At 39.7% G+C, this 19783-nt stretch carries 24 protein-coding genes and 1 pseudogene; 22 read left to right on the top strand and 3 right to left on the bottom strand.

What is annotated here, in order from left to right; all coding sequences use genetic code 11:
• Nucleotides 1–412 precede the first annotated feature (412 nt).
• Nucleotides 413–589 (bottom strand): hypothetical protein, encoded by a 177-nt coding sequence (locus EV146_RS26900; protein ID WP_158287044.1) that lies wholly within the window; start codon nucleotides 587–589, stop codon nucleotides 413–415.
• 206 nt (nucleotides 590–795) lie between these two features.
• Nucleotides 796–978: a YolD-like family protein gene (locus tag EV146_RS08055; RefSeq protein ID WP_121612814.1), complete on the bottom strand. Its 183-nt coding sequence runs from the start codon at nucleotides 976–978 to the stop codon at nucleotides 796–798.
• A gap of 461 nt (nucleotides 979–1439) precedes the next feature.
• Here EV146_RS08055 and EV146_RS08050 point away from each other — a divergent pair, with 461 nt between their 5' ends.
• From EV146_RS08050 to EV146_RS08010, 11 genes and pseudogenes are all read left to right on the top strand, one after another.
• Complete coding sequence (locus EV146_RS08050) at nucleotides 1440–1712, top strand: hypothetical protein (RefSeq protein ID WP_132004393.1); 273 nt, start codon at nucleotides 1440–1442, stop codon at nucleotides 1710–1712.
• Nucleotides 1713–1889: 177 nt separating this feature from the next.
• Entirely contained in the window at nucleotides 1890–2039 is a 150-nt protein-coding gene (locus EV146_RS26895) for a hypothetical protein (protein ID WP_158287043.1), read from the top strand.
• 126 nt (nucleotides 2040–2165) lie between these two features.
• Entirely contained in the window at nucleotides 2166–3338 is a 1173-nt protein-coding gene (locus tag EV146_RS08045) for an MFS transporter (RefSeq protein ID WP_132004390.1), read from the top strand.
• Between the two features lie 79 nt (nucleotides 3339–3417).
• Nucleotides 3418–4278, top strand: coding sequence for a MerR family transcriptional regulator (locus EV146_RS08040; RefSeq protein ID WP_132004387.1), 861 nt, complete (start codon nucleotides 3418–3420; stop codon nucleotides 4276–4278).
• A 482-nt stretch (nucleotides 4279–4760) separates the two neighbouring features.
• Complete coding sequence (locus EV146_RS08035; RefSeq protein ID WP_132004384.1) at nucleotides 4761–5165, top strand: hypothetical protein; 405 nt, start codon at nucleotides 4761–4763, stop codon at nucleotides 5163–5165.
• 6 nt (nucleotides 5166–5171) lie between these two features.
• A pseudogene (locus tag EV146_RS28370) lies at nucleotides 5172–5640 on the top strand (rhamnogalacturonan lyase family protein).
• Between the two features lie 570 nt (nucleotides 5641–6210).
• A complete protein-coding gene (locus EV146_RS08030) occupies nucleotides 6211–6720 on the top strand; it encodes a sigma-70 family RNA polymerase sigma factor (RefSeq protein ID WP_219916449.1) in 510 nt (169 codons plus the stop codon).
• Nucleotides 6707–7744, top strand: coding sequence for an anti-sigma factor (locus EV146_RS08025; protein ID WP_181215968.1), 1038 nt, complete (start codon nucleotides 6707–6709; stop codon nucleotides 7742–7744). Before EV146_RS08030 ends, EV146_RS08025 begins: the two co-directional genes overlap by 14 nt.
• Entirely contained in the window at nucleotides 7729–8031 is a 303-nt protein-coding gene (locus tag EV146_RS08020; protein WP_132004378.1) for a hypothetical protein, read from the top strand. The genes EV146_RS08025 and EV146_RS08020 overlap by 16 nt, the downstream gene beginning before the upstream one ends.
• Nucleotides 8032–8374: 343 nt before the next feature.
• The gene (locus tag EV146_RS08015; RefSeq protein WP_132004376.1) at nucleotides 8375–8587 is read left to right on the top strand and encodes a hypothetical protein; all 213 of its coding nucleotides are present in this window, start codon (nucleotides 8375–8377) and stop codon (nucleotides 8585–8587) included.
• A gap of 14 nt (nucleotides 8588–8601) precedes the next feature.
• The gene (locus EV146_RS08010; protein ID WP_158287042.1) at nucleotides 8602–8955 is read left to right on the top strand and encodes an HAD family hydrolase; all 354 of its coding nucleotides are present in this window, start codon (nucleotides 8602–8604) and stop codon (nucleotides 8953–8955) included.
• Nucleotides 8956–9461: 506 nt separating this feature from the next.
• Here the strand turns inward: EV146_RS08010 and gdhA are convergent.
• On the bottom strand, nucleotides 9462–10847 hold the full coding sequence (gdhA, locus tag EV146_RS08005; protein ID WP_132004372.1) for an NADP-specific glutamate dehydrogenase: 1386 nt from the start codon (nucleotides 10845–10847) through the stop codon (nucleotides 9462–9464).
• Between the two features lie 156 nt (nucleotides 10848–11003).
• Here gdhA and gltC point away from each other — a divergent pair, with 156 nt between their 5' ends.
• The 11 genes from gltC to EV146_RS07960 all read left to right on the top strand — a co-directional run bounded on the left by gltC (nucleotide 11004) and on the right by EV146_RS07960 (nucleotide 19663).
• Nucleotides 11004–11912: a glutamate biosynthesis transcriptional regulator GltC gene (gene gltC / locus EV146_RS08000; protein ID WP_132004370.1), complete on the top strand. Its 909-nt coding sequence runs from the start codon at nucleotides 11004–11006 to the stop codon at nucleotides 11910–11912.
• Between the two features lie 63 nt (nucleotides 11913–11975).
• Nucleotides 11976–12857 (top strand): PhzF family phenazine biosynthesis protein, encoded by an 882-nt coding sequence (locus EV146_RS07995; protein ID WP_132004368.1) that lies wholly within the window; start codon nucleotides 11976–11978, stop codon nucleotides 12855–12857.
• A gap of 158 nt (nucleotides 12858–13015) precedes the next feature.
• Nucleotides 13016–13513, top strand: a complete 498-nt coding sequence (locus tag EV146_RS07990; protein WP_132004366.1) for a GNAT family N-acetyltransferase — start codon at nucleotides 13016–13018, stop codon at nucleotides 13511–13513.
• Nucleotides 13514–13773: 260 nt separating this feature from the next.
• Entirely contained in the window at nucleotides 13774–14055 is a 282-nt protein-coding gene (locus tag EV146_RS07985; RefSeq protein WP_132004364.1) for a hypothetical protein, read from the top strand.
• 176 nt (nucleotides 14056–14231) lie between these two features.
• Entirely contained in the window at nucleotides 14232–14528 is a 297-nt protein-coding gene (locus EV146_RS07980) for a hypothetical protein (RefSeq protein ID WP_121612824.1), read from the top strand.
• A 219-nt stretch (nucleotides 14529–14747) separates the two neighbouring features.
• The gene (locus EV146_RS07975) at nucleotides 14748–15017 is read left to right on the top strand and encodes a hypothetical protein (protein ID WP_132004362.1); all 270 of its coding nucleotides are present in this window, start codon (nucleotides 14748–14750) and stop codon (nucleotides 15015–15017) included.
• 268 nt (nucleotides 15018–15285) lie between these two features.
• Nucleotides 15286–15534 (top strand): hypothetical protein, encoded by a 249-nt coding sequence (locus EV146_RS07970; RefSeq protein WP_132004360.1) that lies wholly within the window; start codon nucleotides 15286–15288, stop codon nucleotides 15532–15534.
• Nucleotides 15535–15848: 314 nt separating this feature from the next.
• The gene (locus EV146_RS28125; protein WP_258235980.1) at nucleotides 15849–15980 is read left to right on the top strand and encodes a hypothetical protein; all 132 of its coding nucleotides are present in this window, start codon (nucleotides 15849–15851) and stop codon (nucleotides 15978–15980) included.
• 648 nt (nucleotides 15981–16628) lie between these two features.
• A complete protein-coding gene (locus tag EV146_RS26890; protein WP_158287041.1) occupies nucleotides 16629–16862 on the top strand; it encodes a hypothetical protein in 234 nt (77 codons plus the stop codon).
• 370 nt (nucleotides 16863–17232) lie between these two features.
• Nucleotides 17233–17442, top strand: coding sequence for a hypothetical protein (locus EV146_RS07965; RefSeq protein ID WP_132004357.1), 210 nt, complete (start codon nucleotides 17233–17235; stop codon nucleotides 17440–17442).
• 88 nt (nucleotides 17443–17530) lie between these two features.
• Nucleotides 17531–19663, top strand: a complete 2133-nt coding sequence (locus tag EV146_RS07960; RefSeq protein WP_132004354.1) for a transglycosylase domain-containing protein — start codon at nucleotides 17531–17533, stop codon at nucleotides 19661–19663.
• Nucleotides 19664–19783 lie beyond the last annotated feature (120 nt).

The raw sequence follows: 19783 nt of genomic DNA, 5'->3' as shown, positions 1-19783 counted from the left end.
TGACCCGGGCTTATCTACAACAGAGGGGAAAGGTGTGTAGAGGAATGATAGATAAACAAGGTTATGATAATACAGGGTTCGTCTAATAGAACGGTTTTAGATACCCTGACTTTCCTCAATATAGGACTCAAAGCTAATTGAACTGTTTGAAGAACCAATGCTAAAATATTGGGGATCGGGTTTGCTTTTTAGTGTAACTGGGAGTAAAAATAATAAACAGATTGACGGCTTTTCAATTAATTGCACTTTAGTCTCGCATCTTCATCTTGCATTCCAAACCCGATCCATCGGTCGTGATGCATCCTCATCGCGGGTTCCCATTCACTGTTTTTAATCATCATCGGTCACGCATCTTCGCCTAGCGTACCCCAGGATTGCTTGGTTTTTGCAGCTCTGGCCACGCTTAAAACCATTAGTCCTCATTTAAAGTCACCATGAATTTATGACGCTGTTTTGATTTACTAAACAGCTGCTCTATTTTTTTTAGCATTATATTTCTCTCGGTTAAACTATCTGCATTTAAAAGAACAGTCTTCAGCTCTTGTAATTTTCTAATCTCATCTTCGGTAAGGATTCTGCGATCACACATTGTGTATTCCCCCTGTCCGGTTCATAGAATTGGAATGCTGATTACTAGAGAAACACTTAAGTCCATTCCAGTCTAACCGTATTTTATTAATGCCGATGGGGATGTTTATTAAAAGTTTATAAAAAGAGGGAAGGTAAAAATGAAATGAATTCAATAAAAAAAACCTAGATGTTTCATCATAGGTCAGTAAGAAAAGGCAGATAAGGCTAGTAAATTTGTCGTATCCCAGATAATTGAATAACGAATGTTTTTTGTTTTTCATCTTTCAATTGAAGAATTTGTTCCAGCAGATTGAGCCGGTGAACACGTCCTTTAATAGTTTGCAAGGTACCGTTGGAATAGTAATCAATTGAAATCATCTTCTTTTCAGTCAGCTGCTTTAAAAACATTTTCATCCTCCTCAAATGAGCATTTGCTTGATACCCTCTTATTATATGAATTACATATTAAGAGGAAGCCCTAATTGTGTTAAAGAACTATTAATATAAAAAAAGGGCTTTCGTTTCTGGGTCATGAAACAGGGCTGTTAAACAGATTCCACTATTTTGGAGAAAACAAACCCCAATTTCCAAATGTTTTCTTTTCCCCGAATGCAACTCGAGGTGGTTTCTGTTTAAGAAATGATGGAACGCTACAGTTGTAACTGTATCTCCTCAATAGTGCATAGAGAAGTTCTCCAGGGAAACAACTTAACAGGAAGCTGATAGGAGTTCTGGATAATACCAAAAACCCCGCATAAACACCAAATCTCGTAAAAGAAATGTAAATAAATATGACTTTTTTAATTTATTAAAGTGGGTATTAAATATAAGAAGAGATAAAACATTCAAACAAATTGGAGGGATACAGGATGAAAAAATCAGCATTGAATTTTGTTTTAGGAGCCACTGTAGTAGGATTGGCGGTATATAGAATGAGCCAAAAAGAAGCTGTTAAAATCATTGAAGATACAGATATGAGGAACAGTGAAAAAATTGACAAGCAGGAAAGTGTGGATGCAGAAAAGGTTCCCGAAGAAAAAGGCTTAACCCAATATGATTCCGCTTTAAGAGCTGAATGGGTCGCAAATGGTTTTCCACAAACTCATATGGAAATGGAAGGATACGGAGAACAAAGAAATTAGCTGGATAAAAGGCAGATCCCCCAGGAAGAAAATTCGTCAGCAAACTCCTGCCGCTCTTGTATAAATAGAGTGCTTTATTATTAGACGGGCTTCAACCCGTCAGTTTTTCTTATAGCCCCCAGGTAAAACAAGGTCCTCCTTGTTCACCAGGATTGTTCCTGAAGGAAGTTAGACACAGTGCATGTTAATTTCACTGACCAAATCCAGCTAGCCAGCCGCATAACGGTCATAAAAAGCAGCAAAAAACTTGGGGTAGAGGATTCAAATTGGCGGGACGAAAAAGACAGTGCCAATCAAAACGGCATTGTCTTTTTCGTCCTGCTTTAGCGTGGCATCATTTATATATGTTTGCCTGGATGAGCGTCTTTAAAATAAATCATAACAATCTATTGACTCTCCCCCTGGAGGAGACCTTATATTTTAAAAAGTAGAATCGAAACAGGGGGAAGCACCATGCAAATTAAAAAATATACGTTAGCTATTTTATTGTTAAATCTGTTCATAGCTTTTCTTGGTATCGGGCTAGTGATTCCAGTCACACCTGCAATCATGAACGAGTTAAATCTTTCTGGTACCGTTGTAGGATACATGGTCGCATCCTTTGCTGTCACTCAGCTGATTGTTTCACCGGTTGCAGGCCGCTGGGCAGATATGTTCGGACGGAAAATCATGATTATAATTGGCCTGCTATTCTTTAGCATCTCAGAATTTTTATTCGGCATTGGCCAAACTGTTGAAGTTTTGTTTTTATCACGTGTACTAGGCGGTGTCAGTGCGGCCTTTATCATGCCGGCTGTGACAGCGTTCATTGCTGATATTACGACAGTCCAAACTCGACCTAAGGCGCTTGGATACATGTCCGCTGCCATTTCAACGGGTTTTATTATTGGACCGGGCATTGGAGGTTTCTTAGCTGAAATCCATTCCCGTCTGCCATTTTTCTTTGCTGCAGGATTTGCCCTGTTCGCCGCACTGCTGTCGCTGATCACTCTTCGCGAGCCGGAGCGAAATCCAGAAAATGGTGAACAAGAAGGGGCACAGAAAGGGGTCAAACGAATCTTTGCTCCCATGTACTTCATTGCCTTTATGATTATTCTAATCTCAGCCTTCGGTTTAGCTGCCTTCGAATCACTTTTTGCGCTGTTTGTTGATCATAAATTTGGTTTCACAGCGAAAGACATTGCTATCATGATAACGGGAGGCGCCATCGTTGGAGCGATTGTGCAGGTCGGCTTCTTTGACCGTTTAACAAATTGGCTTGGAGAAATCCGCTTAATTCGACACAGCCTTATTTTCTCTACCATACTGGTATATTTACTTACCCTGGTCAGCAGCTATGCTGCTATTTTAGCGGTAACGATCCTGGTATTTGTAGGCTTTGACTTGATGAGGCCAGCAGTTACCACGTATCTATCGAAAATGGCGGGGAACGAACAAGGGTTTGTTGGGGGAATGAATTCCATGTTCACCAGTATTGGCAATGTATTTGGCCCAGTCATTGGTGGGATGCTATTTGATATTGATCTAAATTACCCTTTCTACTTTGCAACAATTGTCCTTGCTGCAGGCATTGGACTGACACTTTCCTGGAAAGCCCCGGGAAAGATGAAAGCCAGCGTCAACTAAATACTCAAAAAGCGTATTCATTGTTTACTGCATGAAGTACGCTTTTTTATAATAATGAACAACATAAGGAAGTGGTGTCTTGAAGGAAAAGCTCTACTCCATTGGAGAAATATCCAGACTGGCGAATGTCTCAATAAAGGCCCTTCGCTATTATGACAAAATTGACCTGTTTAAGCCGGCATATATTGATCCTGATACAAATTACCGTTATTATCGGGACTCCCAGCTTTATCACCTCGACCTGATAAAATCGCTTAAATATATTGGAACACCGCTGGAGGAAATAAGATTGGCGCAGGAGCTGGACAGTGAGGAATTGCTGACGTTTCTGGAGAAGCAAGAAAAACAGGTCAGAGAAAAAATAGATTTCTTATTGAATATTGAACAATCAATTACAAATGTGAAAAAAGGGATGCAGCGTCAATTAGAATATCCTTCTTTAGGTGAAGTGTATGTTGTGGAAGAGGAAGAAGTCCGCATTATCCGAATGGAAGCTGAGGGCATGGAACCCGAAAGCCTGTTTAATGCGTCATACAGCAAACTGAAAATGCTGATTGAATCGACTGATGGCTTCACAAATACGAGCTATGGGGCCATGTTTCATTTTGAGCACTACGCAAATTTAAAAGACATTTCCTATATGTATCTGTTTTCTCCTGTCCTTAGCAAGAACCAAATATCTGCCGTGACTCCTGACTTTGAACTGACAACTATACCGAAAGGAAAATATATATGCATTGCCTTTCATTTCTCCCCTGAAAATTATCTCCGGAACCTTCAAAAATTGACTAAGTACGTGGGGGATCATCAGTTCCAGCCTATAAGCGATATTTTTGAGTTCTTTATACCCATACACTATTCACCTAAAAAACAAGAAGAATTCAGGGTGGAAATGAGAGTTCGTGTAGCTGAAACAGGAGAAGAGCCGAAGAAAAATTAAAAGGATCTCAAGATAAAGCCGCCACCATTGAAGGCGGCTTTTATTAAAGACGCAACCTAATGACTCCATATTCACTGTAGGAGCAAAATTCTTTACTGATATAAGTTGAATTTATGTAATTTAATGGTTTTTTTAAGAAAACAATGAATCTTTAGACGCAGAAAAACCGTAATATTTATTGAGAAAAACGAGCGGACAACTTTTTATAGGTTTTGTTCTAGTGGATGGCTGCAGATTAATTGACTGCTTTTTTACTTTTCTTGTAGTGTAAATGTATTTTCTCAATTGCTGGTGGAATCGTTTGCGTAAAATCTCTTTTTTCCATTAAAGGCTACGGGAAAGGCAAATATGCTGAGACATATATTATGGGGGTGTAAACGATATCGAAAACCTTTATCACTTTACTTTACCTAGGAATGGTCATAGCGTTATGTTTTTCATTCACAAGATCATCGGCAGCGCTAGAGGAAAGAGTATGCACGGTGATCTCCAAACAGCACGGTGAATGCCGCAATGTTCACTATGTGGATCGTGATGCACATCTCGTATTCTATGAGGGAGAATTGGGTTTAATGACTGTGCTTACCAATAATAAATTTTCTAAAATCAAATCGGTGATGAGCACATTGGATTTTACGCAGCTTAAGGAGTTCCGGGAGCCCATCCTTTGGAAAGCCCATTATGAGCCCCAGGAGAAATTTTCGATGATTATTGGGGTATCGACCAGCGAGGTCAAAACCATCTCGATTGCCAGTGAACATGACATTCAACCAAAACGAATAAAAATCCATGATCATCTATGGGTATGGTACTCCATTTTTGAAAACTACGAGTTAAATAAGCCTATTAAAATCAATGCATATGACGAGAATGGCAAGCTAATTTAAGAAACACTGTGGTCAGCCACGAATAGCCGGGACCACAAGGCCATAAAACATACATATAGAAAGTTTTTCAACGGTAAATGCTGCGGGTTTTTATTTTCGAGCCATTCTCCACCAAAGACGGTCATAGGGAAGGTTAACGGATATCCCATTCAAAACGAGACTACAGTCAACTTCCTGACCGCTGAAGGAACGGTTTCCAATAATACAACTAATGGAACACCAAGCCCTCAAGGGTTCTTGGAGATTGGAGAGAAGAAGCTATATGGGAGATCCGAGGACAGCCAGGGCTTGCGGATTTATACCACATCGGAGCTAGCGAAACATAAATTGTATACCTTAATGAATGACCGCGTAAACCGCTTGGGCATTCTGACAGAACGTAGAATACAATCAGCCGCCGCATACCAGTTTTTATTTGGGCCGGGGGATGGAGAAACTTCCGGTCCCTGAGTTGTATGCAGCGATTCATGCATAATTAACTATCATTCCTGATACTTTGAACCTGAATAGGAAGGCACCTTCCTTAATGGTTCATGTCGGGCTTTTCAGTCTGGATCATCTAGAATTGGAATCAATTAAAACCGTCCAGCGGGTATTCAATAACACAGCTTTAGAGGGAGTTGAATAAAATCAAAGTGAAAAGAGACTATATCTAAAGTTCGACAGAAAACAGGTTATTGAGACATAAAACGGCCAGGATGGAAAAACACAGGAAGAAATGGTCGTGATTTTTGATAACGGAAATAAACTTTATGGGGAAATACTCTTACAATAGTAAAATAGAAGATCGGCTGATTAAAAGCTAAGCTCTTATATTAAAAACACGTTGAGTGCATAATCCATTCGTGGATTATGCACTTTCTGATTCTTTTTTGAAAATATTATTTGAAAGAATTCGCCTTAGCAACGAGTCAATTAAGGATAACCATTTAAGCTAATAATCTTCCAGCTTTAATAAAGAAGGGTATCTAACCTTCAATTCTTATAAATTTGTTAAAATTTGCAACTTTTTTGGTAACTGAAACGTGGTTTAGATGGAAGGGGGATGAAAGTGCAGCTTGAAGATATTTATAAGATGTATATAAATGACTTATACCGCTATTTGTATTCCCTTTCCAAGGACCATTATATGGCTGAAGATCTCGTTCAAGAGGCTTATTACCGGGCATTTATAGCTCTGGAGGAAGATGAGATCGTGAATATAAAAGCATGGCTGTTTAAAGTGGCGTATCATGCTTTTATTGACTATCAGAGGAAAAGCAAACGAGTACACATCGAAAGTCAAATGGAGAAGCATATCGTCCCCAATCAAAGAACTCCAGAGAAAAGTGTTTTGGAAAAAGAGTCCCTTAGACTTTTATTTGAAGACCTTGGAGTGTTAAAGGAGATGGAAAAGCACGCGGTGGTTTTATGTGATCTGCACGGGCTTCCATACCAGGAAGCAGCCAAGATACTAGGTTTAAACTTAAACACTTTTAAAAGTCATTTATTCAGGGGAAGGAAGAAACTTCTGGCCTTGGTTAAAGAGAGGATGAGCAGGGATGAAGGACAATGATTCTATAGAGAACCGTAATAATGACGACAAACTCTATAAAGCTTACATAACAAATACCAAAGAGGAAATGGACAGCAGTTTTTCAATTTCCGTGGAGGAACAAAGACAAATTGTTGCTAGAGGAAGAACTGCAGCGCGTATCACCAATGTTATGATCAGTGTAGCAATACTGCTTCTTATCCTGCCGGTGATGACATTGCTTTCATACTTGTATTATGCAATAGGGGGAAGAGCTGACCATCTGATCGAGGTTACTTCCAAAACCATTTATGTAACAGAGCCCAATATCAGTATTGAGGAAATGGAAATAGAAGATGATATTGGTTTCTTTTCAATGAATATCTTTTTTGATGTTTATAAACGAATTGGGAAACAGGATTATAAGGCCGGTGACTATGATATTTATTTTGCCCTTGATCAGCCAGCTTTTCCTAAGAAGAATATGGTCCTCGAACGTCCGTTGCCGGAAAATCCCACTGGTGAAACGGAAAATATGCTTCATCCGAAAGCTAATATCCCATTTAGCGTTAGTGGTGAATGGAATATGCTTAAAGGGCTTCCTAATGGAACGGTGGCTGAAGTATACCTATCATTTTCGAACTTAATGGACCCTGAAGAAATAGAAGAGTTCCTGCCAACAGAAACGGAGGTCCAATGGCTGGCAGTTCATACAGGGTTGGAAGCAAAACAAACAGATGGCGAAGGGATTCCGATTGCGCCGATTGGTTACCCAGCTCAGATCGATACCACCACTTGGTCCCCTTTTAATGGCAGGGATCAAACCAATCAAGAAGTATTTATGGATATACTGGCCCTGCTGGAAGAAAATGAAATTGTTTCTGAAAAAGTTGCAAGAGCAAAATCATTGGACATGACCAAAAGGCTGGCGTTTTTAAAAGCAAACGGGATTGAAGTGTATGGCGCTGTTGTCACTGGTCCAACACCTGAATTGAGAAAGCTTGAACAAATCGAGGAAATTCGAGCAATGAAAGTAGGGGAAGTAAAGCTATGGAATTGGAAATAACAAGGGTTAAAAGAAAATTACAGACAGCAACCGGGTTTGTGTCTTTTTTAGGTGGGATAATGGCCCTCGCAGGACTGAATGCATCAATGCTCATTGAAACTGACGTCTTTCCTGATACTATGTTAGTTAAGCTGCCGCTGCTGGGATTGTTCCTCGGAGTTTTTGGCCTGGTTACCAGAAATCGGTCACGCATGTATGCATGGTGGGGAATTGGTCTTAATCTGTTTATCCTGGTATTTACTTTCATGATGTTTGGCCTGTCGTGGACCATTAATGCGAAGCCATAGTGGTTAAGGAGGTTTTATAGTTATGATGAAAGAGCGAGATTTTAACCATAAATGATTTTCGGCTCCCGGATGTATCCTAACCTTTAAAAATTTCTATAAATTTACCAGTGTTAGCTTTTATTTATAGGTGATAATTACTATAAATGTAAAGTAATCACCTTTTCTTGACTTCTAGACATAGCCAGACAGGTTGTAGTTTTATATGGATAAAGGAAAAGGTTGCTGTTGCAGCCTTTTTTTTCAGACATCGACTAAAAAGTTTGTTTCAATTCCTGTTAAAACATTTATAATAATATCAAAAATATTTAGTTAAAAAAGAGATACATAGATAAGGTGATAATAGATGTCTCCCAAACCAGATTTAATTTTAGACCTTGCCGGTGTAGTTGCGACCAATTTCTCACCTTTTTTCTGGGAGGCGCTCGCCTCAAAATATAACCTTCCTGAAAAGAAACTGCAAAAATTTAAAAACGACGTACGTTACGATTTATGGACTGGACAGCTTGAGGAAAGAGAATTCTGGTACAAAATGGGGGAGAGTTCTATATTCCACTAAAGGATACAAAGCAATTGCTGCTCTCTTTTATCCATCCACTGCCGACATCAATAGAGATTCGAAATTGGAGCGAATACGCAAATATTCATATATTAAGCAATCACCGCGTTGAATGGGTAGAACCTATCCTGCAGCCCATTCAAGGATACTTGAAAAGCATCACGATTTCGAGTGAGGCAGGCTGTTGTAAGCCACAACCCGAAATCTATGCAAAAGTTAAGATGGAATTAAAATCCAAGAATATCTTATATGTTGACGATCAAGAAAAAAACTTCAATGAGGCAAGGATTTTGGGGTGGAATACGTTGCTCGCGGATGAAAAAGGGGCCTGGATTGACGAGGTATATCATTATTTAGCTTCGACATGAACATTTAGTATGATTGCCTCCTATGAAAGATCAGGCAATGATCCTACATTGGAAATCTGAAGTTTGTTCTTTTTAATGACAATAGATAAAAAGTAAAGGAGTAATTGATTGACTACCTACTATATCCATCCCAATGACGAGACGTTGCACGGATACTTTTCGAAAAGTCTGCAGCCAGTTTTAACGATTAAATCGGGTGATTTTGTTTGCTTTTCCACTTTGGATGCTCTCTGGGGGTAAAATATCCGGGAATTAATTAATCCGTGCTGGGCACCATCCTATTGTGTTTATTTAGTAAAGCAAATATTCATGGATCATCATTTCAGCGAAGCTGCAAGCGGGAAACTGTTGATGATTCAGCAATAACGGGAGGAAAGGGGAGGTTAGTCATAATCAACTAAAAAAGCTGACTCATTCTATCGTCTTCCAACGATATAGAGTCAGCTTTTATAGCATCTTTATTCAAGGATTGACTGGTCTGATCCTAGTGTACAGGGAATCAAATGTTAAAAGATTCCTTGCTCAACCATACCATCTGCTACCTTTAAGAATCCTGCAATGTTGGATCCTACAACAAGGTTGCCTGGAGCATTGTATTCTTCAGATGCTTCCTTGCTCATGCGGTAAATGTTTTTCATAATATCATGTAGCTTCGAATCTACTTCTTCTTTCGTCCAGGAAAGTCTTGCACTGTTTTGAGCCATCTCTAATGCAGAAACAGCTACCCCTCCAGCATTCGCTGCTTTTGCTGGAGCAAATAAAACTTGGTTATCGAGGAAAATATCAATAGCTTCCAGGGTAGAAGGCATGTTTGCTCCTTCTCCAACAGCTTTGACTCCGTTAGAAACCAAAATTTCCGCAGATTCTTTATTGATCTCGTTTTGTGTTGCGCAAGGTAAAGCAATATCACATGGCACAGCCCAAATTCCAGTGCATCCTTCTACATATTCAGCTTCAGGGTGTACAGTGACATATTCGCGGATTCTTTTATTTTCTACTTCTTTCAGTCGTTTTACAGTGTCAAGGTCGATACCGTTTTTATCATATACATAGCCGTTGGAATCACTGCAGGCAACTACTTTGGCACCCAGTTCCATTGCTTTTTCAATGGCATAAATGGATACATTTCCAGAACCAGATACTACAACTGTACTGTCTTTGAAGCTTAAACCGGCATCCTTCAGCATTTCATCAACAAAATAAACAGTCCCGTATCCTGTTGCTTCCTTGCGGGCAAGGCTTCCGCCGTATCCAAGGCCTTTGCCTGTAAGAACTCCAGCTTCAAATGCACCGCGCATTTTCTTGTATTGACCAAACATATAACCAATTTCGCGAGCGCCTACTCCAATATCACCTGCAGGAACATCGATATCCGGTCCGATATATTTTCCAAGCTCGGACATGAAGCTTTGGCAGAAACGCATGATTTCTCCATCCGACTTTCCTTTAGGGTTAAAATCAGATCCGCCTTTTCCGCCGCCAATCGGCTGTCCAGTCAATGAATTTTTAAAGATCTGTTCAAATCCGAGGAATTTGATGATGCTGGCATTCACCGATGGATGGAAACGCAAACCGCCTTTATAAGGGCCGATCGTGTTGTTGAACTGTACACGGAACCCGCGATTTACTTGAACGTTTCCGTTATCATCCGCCCAGGAAACTTTAAAAGAAATCAATCGGTCAGGTTCTGAAATTCTTTCCAGGATGGCTTGTTTCATATAATGGGGGTGTTTAGCAAAAACCGGTACTAAAGAGTTAAAAACTTCTTTAACCGCCTGGTGGAATTCATTCTCGTTTGGATTCCGGTCCTTTACTTGCTCGAATACCTTGTTTACATATTCATGTGCCTTTTCAATCTGTGTTTTCTCTACTTCGCTAATTGTTGTGTTCATGAATATCAATCTCCGCTTCATTATTAGACTTTTCAGATAGAAAAAAAGACTTCATATCTTCATGATTACATCTTATACTTTTATAAGTAATCGCTTCAATATGAATATTCGATATAATCAATGCATTTTACGCATGAAAAAGAAAGGGAAGAAAAAGTGGAGCTTAGACAAATACGATACTTTATTGAAGTAGCAAAGAGAGAACATGTTACGGAAGCCGCTGATGCCCTCCATGTTGCCCAGTCTTCGGTCAGCAGGCAGATCTTTAATCTGGAAAGTGAATTGGGTGTAGATCTTTTTATCCGGGAGGGAAGGAATGTAAAATTAACTCCCATCGGAAAAATCTTTCTGGAACGCATGAAGCATGGATTAAATGTAATTGATGAAGCTGAAAGGGAGGTAAGGGAATACCTGGCACCGGAAAAAGGGACGATTCGTATAGCCTTCCCGATCAGCCTGGCTGCTCATACATTGCCTACTGCAATCTATGCATTCCGCAAACAATATCCAGATGCGAAGTTTATTTTAAAGCAGGCCCGGTATCAAGAGCTCATAGAAGGGGTTGTCAAAGGAGATTTTAACCTGGCAATGATTGCTCCTTTGCCGCCAAGCGAAGAGCGAAAAGTCCATCGGAAAATATTATTCACTGATAACATAGTGGCACTTTTGCCTCTGCACCACCCACTTGCAAAAAAAGATAGTATCAATTTGAGAGAACTGAAGGATGATCCTTTTGTTGTATTGCCAGAAGGATATGTATTCCGTGATATGGTGATAAATGCCTGCCATGATTATGGTTTTTCACCTACTATTTCCTTTGAGGGTGACGATATCGACGCGCTGAAGGGATTGGTCTCGGCCGGATTGGGAATTGCTCTTATGCCGGAAGTGACATTAGTTGATAACATCCCCAATTCAACCGTAAAAGTCCGATTAAACGAGCACAGTGTAAAAAGGACAGTGGGCATCATATGGCCGACACAGCGAGCATTGCTTCCCACAGAAAAGTTATTTTTCGATTTTCTGAACGAGTTTTATACCAGGTTAGTCCATTTCAATCAGTAATCATGCACGTGAATCCTCTCTGGAATTGCGGGAAATTAAATATTTGGATAGGGAGACCCATACTTGAATAAACTTCGCTATTACATTCTGGATGTCTTTTCTCAAGGCAAATATTCAGGCAATCAGCTGGCAGTCTTTCGGGATGCTGAGGAAATTACTGATCAACAAATGCAGCAAATTGCCAGGGAAGTCAATTTTTCTGAAACAACTTTTATCTTATCGGATAGGAATCAAAACAGCCGTTACGATGTCCGGATATTTACTCCCCAAGAAGAAGTCCCTTTTGCCGGGCATCCTGTATTGGGTACCGCTTATGTGATTCAAAGAGAAATAATCCAGAATCCCCAGGATGAATTGATGGTAAAGCTTAAAGCCGGCGAGGTGCCTGTATCCTTCGATCATCAGGAGGAGGTCATCTGGATGAAACAAGGCATACCTGTTTTTGGACAAACCATAAACGCCGATAAAATGTCAGAGGTTTTAAATTTGGACAGAAAAGATTTCAATTTGGATTATCCTGTCCAGGAGGTTTCTACTGGACTTCCTGTGATCATCGTCCCGTTAAAGTCATTGGAAGCTGTCAAAAATGTGATGATCAATAAGGAAAACTATTATAAGCTGATTGAACACACGGAAGCGAAAGGCATTATCGTTTTCTCTCCTGAAACCTATCACCCTGAAAATGATGTGAACGTCCGTGACTTTGCGGATTATTACGGTATTCCTGAAGATCCCGCCACTGGGAGTTCTAACGGCTGTTTGGGATCCTATTTAGTAAAGTACCGATTTTTCGGCAAGAGCCAAATCCATATCAGGGTGGAACAGGGATATGAAATAAACAGAAACTCCTTGTTGTTTGTAAAGGCAAAGGAACATGGAGAAAAAATAGATGTGCGGGTTGGCGGAAGAGTTGAAAAACTCGCACAAGGCGAGTGGTTATTATGAAGGTGGGCGCAATTAAAGTCCTCAATTCTTTGGCTGTTACAAAGAAATGGGGCTTTTTGCATTTAATATCAACGCAGTGATGTCCAGCTTTATGGGAAACGCTACAGCTACGTACAGCCAAGTGATAAAAACCTTGTACTAGAAATGGAGGCAGCGGAATGAAGATTAGAGAGATAAAAAAGGGAGAAGCAGCAGCCTTGGTGGAACTAATTAAGGAGGTTGAAAAGCAATCAAAGTATATGCTTCTTGAGCCTGGTGAGAGAACGAGTGGGGATCGGGAACTGGAAAGTAGAATAATAGAGATGAAGAAGGTAGGCAATTCTACCGTTTTTGTTGCAGAAGAAGGCAATGAATTAATAGGGTATTTAATGGCTATTGGCGGAACTGCCAAAAGAAACAAACACTCCGTATATCTTGTTACTGGGATTCTGGATGAATATCGTGGCAGGGGAATTGGAACAGAACTATTTAAACATTTAGAAGAATGGAGAAGGGGAGCCGAAATCGAACGCCTTGAGTTAACTGTCGTGACTCTTAATGAAGCAGGGATTAGACTTTACAAGAAAATGGGTTTTGTCGTTGAGGGAACGAAAAGAAAATCGCTGTGCATAAATGGAGAATTTGTCGATGAGTACTATATGTCGAAAATTTTTTAACAGTTTATGAGTGTACATAGAATTAACTTAGGATTTTTAATTAAAACAATAATATGGTGTTATAGAAGTTTATATGTATTGCTTTATTTGAAAAAGGCATTTTCAGTCTCTCTGAAAATGCCTTTTTTCCTTATTTCACTCTTGGTAAACGCCCTTTTTTGTTAATATTGCACGCTTGTCCTATTCAGGCTGTTTCTAGCTGAATACAATATAGTATTCCTTGTAAAAAGGACCATTTATATAGAAAGGGAGGTGAAAAAATGAAAAAACGAGTCAGGCATTCTCATATAGAGGCCCTTCTAAAAAATATGCCTCCAGGCTATCCTGTGGCACAGATTCTAGTTAATGGAGCAGTTGCTGAAGGTGGAATTTACTCTCATTCAAGCAATGGGAGAGCCTATTTTCAGTCAGGTGGCCAAGTCGCTGTGTATGATATTTGCACCATTGACGGGATCCTTTTTGGTGTTGCAGACGCAGCTGGTGAAGAAGAAGAGGAAGGCGGAGGCATTATAGAGCCTTGCAACTGCAAGTATCATTATTAACCTAACAAACAGTCTGCCTGGTTCATAAAATCAGTCAGACTGAATTCTGAAAAAGTTAATCATCATTAGCCCTTTTTATCAAACCTAAACCCTTGTCCCATACAAAAAGGCAGTTTGAAAATAAAATATAGTAACCCTGTCAAAGCAGAGGGAATTATAAAAAGGAGGTGACTAGTATGGGAAAACGCAAAAATTGTGAAATGGCACAAGCTGAGAATACTGCTGCAGAAGCAATGCCTAAACGAAAAAAGGTGAAAAAGGTTAAAGACCTTATCAAAAAATTGCCTCCTGGCTATCCAGTATCCCGCATCATGGTTAAGGGAGCTACTGAAGATGTTACAATGTTCTTAAACGAAAAGGACGGTTTGGCTTATTTCAATGTTGATGGCCAAGTTGGGGCCTACGAAGCTAGAAATATCAATGGAATCCTTTTTGGAGCGGCTGAGGCGGCAGAAGAAGAGGAAGAAGCATAAGGAATACATTTGAAGAGATAGCTTTCATGCTGTCTCTTTTCTTGTGATGGATGCTAATCCTTCCCTTTTCCAGTTTTACATAAAAGCAGCGTAAAATAAAGTTTCCCAAGTAAGGACTCTGGTCCATACAGGGTATAAAAATCAGAATATAATATAGAACCTGTATAAATGAAAGACGGATATAAGATTGATAGACAGAAAGAAAGGAAGTGGACGATAATGCCAAAACGAAAAAAGGCCCAAATGTCCAATCCAATTACAGATTTGCCTGCCGGGAAGGAGCCAAAAAAAGTCGGGGACCTCATAAAGAGATTGCCTTCTGGTTTTCCGGTATCCCACATCCTGGTGAATGGGGTCAAAGAAGAAGTAACAAGATTTATCAATGAAAAGGACGGAGTAGCTTATTTTTTGGTTAATAATCAATTAATTGCTTATGAGACCAAGGATATTAATGGCATTCTATTCGGGACAGGTAAGCCTAGGGAATAAAAAATGTAAAAAAGGCAGAGAAAGCAATCCGGCTCTCTCTTTTTTTAGGTCAACCCAAGTTTTGCACTCAAGCCACAAGGATTTGCCAGTTTGAGGCTGATGATTCAGAAGATTAATGTGGATAAATCAACGTTAAAAAAGATAATAGAACATTAGCCTTTTTTAAAAAATTGAACGCTTGTCCCATTCAAAAATGGCTGGTTGTAAATACACTATACTAACCCTGATAAATCAGAGGGAAAATTAAAGCAGAAAGGAGGTGGATTTTATGGCAAAAGCAAAAAAAATTAAGGACTTGATGAAAAAGTTACCTCCTGGTTACGCAGTTGGCCGTATCCTGATAAATGGAGCAACGGCAGATGTAACTCAATTCATTAACGACAAAGAGGGATTGGCGTACTTCGATGTAAATGGACAAATTGGTGCATACGAAGCTAAAAACATCAATGGCATCCTGTTTGGTGCAGCTGAGGCAGCTGAGGAAGAAGAGGAAGCTGTAGCAGAAGAAGAAGAGTAATGTTAGAGAGATAGCTGACAGCAGCTATCTCTTTATTAATCTATAGCGGTAATAAACACGATTCCTCCCGCATCGTGCCAGGGATCCTTTTAGATAACCAAGATTGCGATTGATATTTCCCCGAGCCAAAAATGTATAAGTACATTCTCGCAGGAACTATAGCTATACGCTTTTTAACTTAGAACTAATTAATACTATCATAACAATTCATTCAGCAAAATTTACTATTTCCAATAAAAAACACCAGACATATGTAAGCGCTACCTGTAATATAGATAGTAGAAATAGTAGATTTAAGAGAGGGGAGACAAGCAATGGAACTTTTAATTGAACAATGTACACATAACCAGTCTGAAGAACCATGTGAAGAATGTACCCCAAAAACAGATGGGGATGAGGTTTTCGACATCCCTGAATATGACTATCATAAAAGATTATGGTTTTAACACAAGTCTATCTATATATATAATTTCAATGAGGCAGTGATTTTCCACCAGGGAATTCGCTGCCTTTTTATTTTCCTATTATTGCCAAAACCTCCTTAAGCGGGATAATTGAATAATCATAATTCATATTATTGAGAAGGGTTTCTGCATTCCCAAGTACTTGGTGAAATCTATGAAAAATATACCTACGGTTCGATTATGGTCCATTTTTGCCAGGAAGCTTTGTAGTATTTAACGGGTATTGATTTGATGATGTGTCATGGGTTCTTATATGCTTTATTTCAATTCAACGCAAAAATTAGGTTTAATGAACAACCATATCAAAGAATGAAGGGAAGCTAAAAGGCTGTCAAAAGGGAAGCTTGCTGAAAAGTGTATGGGCTCGGGGCAAACGATGAGTAGAACTGAAGATAATAAAATGAACTAAATTGGAACTAGCATTTTGCCAGGCAAAAATTCCACGAGTGAATAGGGGGGATTTATTCATTTTTTATGCAGTAGATGTATAAATAGGGGGAGCTTCATTAATTAAATAGAGAACAGGGTATTTGCCCTCACAGCTTGTCTTCTCCCAGAATAAAATAAAGTAAGTTCTTATATAAAGGGGGGAAGAAGGAATGTGTTCAGATTGCCATCAATTTAACAGATTTGATCCATGCAAGCAATTCAACCGCTTTGACCACTGTAACCAATTCAACCGCTTTAACCAATGCGGTCAATTTAATCGCTTTAATCAATGCAACCAGTTTAACCGCTTTAATCAATGCAACCAATGTCACCGATTTAATCCGTGCCAGCAGTGCAATAAATGCATCTGCAACTGCTGCTGCAAAGACAATTGCAAAAAGAAGCGTAAAAAATTATTTGCAGCAGAAGAACTAGAAGCGAACCTTCAATTGAATCAAAATCTTCTGCGGAAGCTTGGAAGGTTAACAGCTGAAGAAAAACGATTACTTCAAGAAATGATGCTTGAAGAAGAAGAATAAATTTTCTTCTTGTTTGTTTCAAAGGAATGAATCTTATCAAAACACACTAAAAGAGGGCAGCTGCCCTCTTTTCAATTGCAGCCAATCACGACTAAAGACTGAGATTGAAATTTCCTGCAGTCTTTTTTTTGCGCATCTACATAGAGTTTGAATCCCTATACAATTGTGTATTCGACGTAAACCCCCAAAAACAGACATCATTCTACGTATATTATCCAGTATAAAATAGAATTCCTCTAGATAAATTTGGAATAAGGTGTTGAAATATGAAAAAATACAGAGTTTGCTATATTCTTGAGGACCGTGTGGAAACTGAAAATATTATTCTGGATATAAATATAAACGCGAGTGAAGTCTTTGAAAGTTTGATGAGGAGGGCGGCTACTTCAAAGTTTTTAAAGATCCGTACTGAGAAAGGATCGGACCGGCTTGATACATCCCTCATTCGTTATATCCGTGTTTCACCTTTGAAATAACGGGAATAAAGATTAAATTAATGGTTACACCTTTATCAAGTTTCAAAAGAATCATCATTGTGTTGGGAAAAGGCAGGATATGATCATCATGACATTAACTTATCAAACAAGAGAAGAACGGAGATTGGCCGGAAAACAAAATAGGAAGAACAAAAGGAACAAAAAGCACTTCACTTTTTTCATCAAGCTGATGATTGGTTTTGTGTTATTTGGCTTATTCTGCCTTGGAGCAATTGGAGGCACGGTTTATGCTTTTATTCAAGATGTGCCTGAATTGAGCAAGTCAAAATTGGAGGATCCGCTGTCTTCCAAGTTTTATGACATGGACGGCAACTTCATTCATGAATATGGGACAGAACACCGTACAAAAATAAGTTACGAACAAATTCCGAGACAGCTTGAGGAAGCGATTATCGCTACGGAGGACAGCCGCTTTTATGAGCACCAGGGAGTGGACATTAAAAGAACGGCCAAAGCCATAATGGAGAACATTACAGGAGAATTCGGCAGCCAGGGCGGAAGCACGATCACCCAGCAAGTGATCAAGAACTCTTTCCTGTCCCCTGAAAAAACCATAAAGCGAAAAGTTCAGGAATGGTACCTGGCATACAAGCTTGAACAGCAATACAGCAAAAAAGAAATACTGGCCATGTATGTGAATAAAATCAACCTTGGGAACCGTTCCTACGGTGTGGCATCAGCTGCTGAAAACTATTATGGGCTTGAACTGAAGGATCTTAATAAGCTGACACTTCCACAGGCTGCCATGCTGGCGGGCCTCACTCAAAGCCCTAACAACTATGATCCCACTAAAAAGGAAAATCTTAAAGCAGCAACAGACCGGCGGAATATGGTTCTAACCTTAATGAACAGACACGGATATCTTTCGAAAACTGAAATGGAAAGCGCCAGTAAGGTTCCTGTTACGGAGGGAATCGTGAAGAATGAAGCGAACAAGGGAATGCCATATGAAGCATTTTTAGATGGTGCTGTCAGAGAAGTAGAGGCAAAGCTCAAGAATGTCGACATCAGTAAAGATGGACTGCAGATTTACCTGACGATCGACCCTAAAGCTCAGGAGCTCGCAGATTCGATACTCTCCGGCGGCCTGGTTTCTTATCCCGACAAGGAATTTCAGGCGGCATTTACCTTCATGGATTCCAAAACGGGTGAAATAAGAGCGATTGGCAGCGGACGGAATGACTACAGAACGACGTTCCGCGGACACAACCTTGTTACTTCATTAAGGCGCCAGCCTGGTTCTACTTTTAAACCAATTTTCGATTACGGACCGGCCATTGAGTATTTAAAATGGTCCACTTATCACCAGGTCGTCGATGAACCATATGAATACTCAACAGGAGATCCAATTCGAAACGCCTATAAAAATTACGCCGGCAAGATGTCGATTAGGAATGCACTGATTGAATCCAGGAATGTACCTGCGTTAAAAACACTGGAAAGCGTAGGCTTGGACAAGGCTAAGAAATTTTCAGAAGCTCTCGGAATCCCTTATCCGGACGGAAAGGTTTACGAATCTTATTCCATTGGCAGCAATACGGTATCTCCGATTCAATTGGCAGGGGCCTATGGGGCATTTGCCAATCAAGGAGTTTATACAAAACCGCATTTTGTCTCGAAAGTTGTCATGCCTGACGGAACAGTAATTGATTTCAAGCCCGATAGCAAACGTGTCATGCAGGATTATACTTCCTTTATGGTTACGGATATGCTTCGCGGTGTATTAAATGCGCCAAATGGAACAGGTAAATTAGCAGCTGTCCCTGGAGCGGATATAGCTGGAAAAACAGGTACCACTAACTTCGATAAGAAGGTCATCAGCAAATTTGGTTATCCCGAGGATGCAACGAATGACAGCTGGTTTGCTGGTTATACATCCAATTATACGATGACCGTCTGGACAGGATATGCAAAAAACGGCGCAGGCCATTTTATGAATAAAGAGGAATCGAAAATATCCCACACAATCTTCAAAACGATGATGCAAAAATACTCCAGCGGCAGCAGCCATTTTAAACAGCCAGCCTCCGTGGAAAAAATAAGGAACGAACTTTATATCAAAGGAGTAAAACGGGACATGGTGCCGCCTGCACCAAAACCGAAAAAAGAAGCTAAAAAAGAAAAAGAGAAACCCAATAAAAAAACTGCTGCGAAAAACAAAGAAAAAGGAAAAAAGCCTAAGACCAAAAAAAAGGATTAAACTGAGCAGAGAACCATTTATCTACAGTCTGAACCACTAATCATAAGATTGGTGGTTTTTATATTTATAGGAGCATTTTTTTAAAATACCGAATTCCAAGGAAGCATAGAAGCAGGTGAA

The organism is Mesobacillus foraminis (assembly GCF_004340465.1).
GTDB lineage: Bacteria > Bacillota > Bacilli > Bacillales > Cytobacillaceae > Mesobacillus_B > Mesobacillus_B foraminis.
Note: the sequence above shows the minus strand (reverse complement) of the source record. Positions and strands in the feature narration are given on the sequence as shown.

What these genes read in the sequence shown, in the direction of transcription:
- EV146_RS07980 (WP_121612824.1), top strand. Translation starts at nt 14,232, where the DNA reads ATGGGAAAACGCAAAAATTGTGAAATGGCACAAGCTGAGAATACTGCT.
- EV146_RS08025 (WP_181215968.1), top strand. Translation starts at nt 6,707, where the DNA reads ATGAAGGACAATGATTCTATAGAGAACCGTAATAATGACGACAAACTC.
- EV146_RS08050 (WP_132004393.1), top strand. Translation starts at nt 1,440, where the DNA reads ATGAAAAAATCAGCATTGAATTTTGTTTTAGGAGCCACTGTAGTAGGA.
- EV146_RS07965 (WP_132004357.1), top strand. Translation starts at nt 17,233, where the DNA reads ATGAAAAAATACAGAGTTTGCTATATTCTTGAGGACCGTGTGGAAACT.
- EV146_RS07985 (WP_132004364.1), top strand. Translation starts at nt 13,774, where the DNA reads ATGAAAAAACGAGTCAGGCATTCTCATATAGAGGCCCTTCTAAAAAAT.
- EV146_RS07960 (WP_132004354.1), top strand. Translation starts at nt 17,531, where the DNA reads ATGACATTAACTTATCAAACAAGAGAAGAACGGAGATTGGCCGGAAAA.
- EV146_RS28125 (WP_258235980.1), top strand. Translation starts at nt 15,849, where the DNA reads ATGGAACTTTTAATTGAACAATGTACACATAACCAGTCTGAAGAACCA.
- EV146_RS08045 (WP_132004390.1), top strand. Translation starts at nt 2,166, where the DNA reads ATGCAAATTAAAAAATATACGTTAGCTATTTTATTGTTAAATCTGTTC.
- EV146_RS07975 (WP_132004362.1), top strand. Translation starts at nt 14,748, where the DNA reads ATGCCAAAACGAAAAAAGGCCCAAATGTCCAATCCAATTACAGATTTG.
- EV146_RS07990 (WP_132004366.1), top strand. Translation starts at nt 13,016, where the DNA reads ATGAAGATTAGAGAGATAAAAAAGGGAGAAGCAGCAGCCTTGGTGGAA.
- EV146_RS08055 (WP_121612814.1), bottom strand. Translation starts at nt 978, where the DNA reads ATGTTTTTAAAGCAGCTGACTGAAAAGAAGATGATTTCAATTGATTAC.
- EV146_RS08020 (WP_132004378.1), top strand. Translation starts at nt 7,729, where the DNA reads ATGGAATTGGAAATAACAAGGGTTAAAAGAAAATTACAGACAGCAACC.
- EV146_RS07970 (WP_132004360.1), top strand. Translation starts at nt 15,286, where the DNA reads ATGGCAAAAGCAAAAAAAATTAAGGACTTGATGAAAAAGTTACCTCCT.
- gdhA (WP_132004372.1), bottom strand. Translation starts at nt 10,847, where the DNA reads ATGAACACAACAATTAGCGAAGTAGAGAAAACACAGATTGAAAAGGCA.
- EV146_RS08030 (WP_219916449.1), top strand. Translation starts at nt 6,211, where the DNA reads ATGAAAGTGCAGCTTGAAGATATTTATAAGATGTATATAAATGACTTA.
- EV146_RS26900 (WP_158287044.1), bottom strand. Translation starts at nt 589, where the DNA reads ATGTGTGATCGCAGAATCCTTACCGAAGATGAGATTAGAAAATTACAA.
- EV146_RS08015 (WP_132004376.1), top strand. Translation starts at nt 8,375, where the DNA reads ATGTCTCCCAAACCAGATTTAATTTTAGACCTTGCCGGTGTAGTTGCG.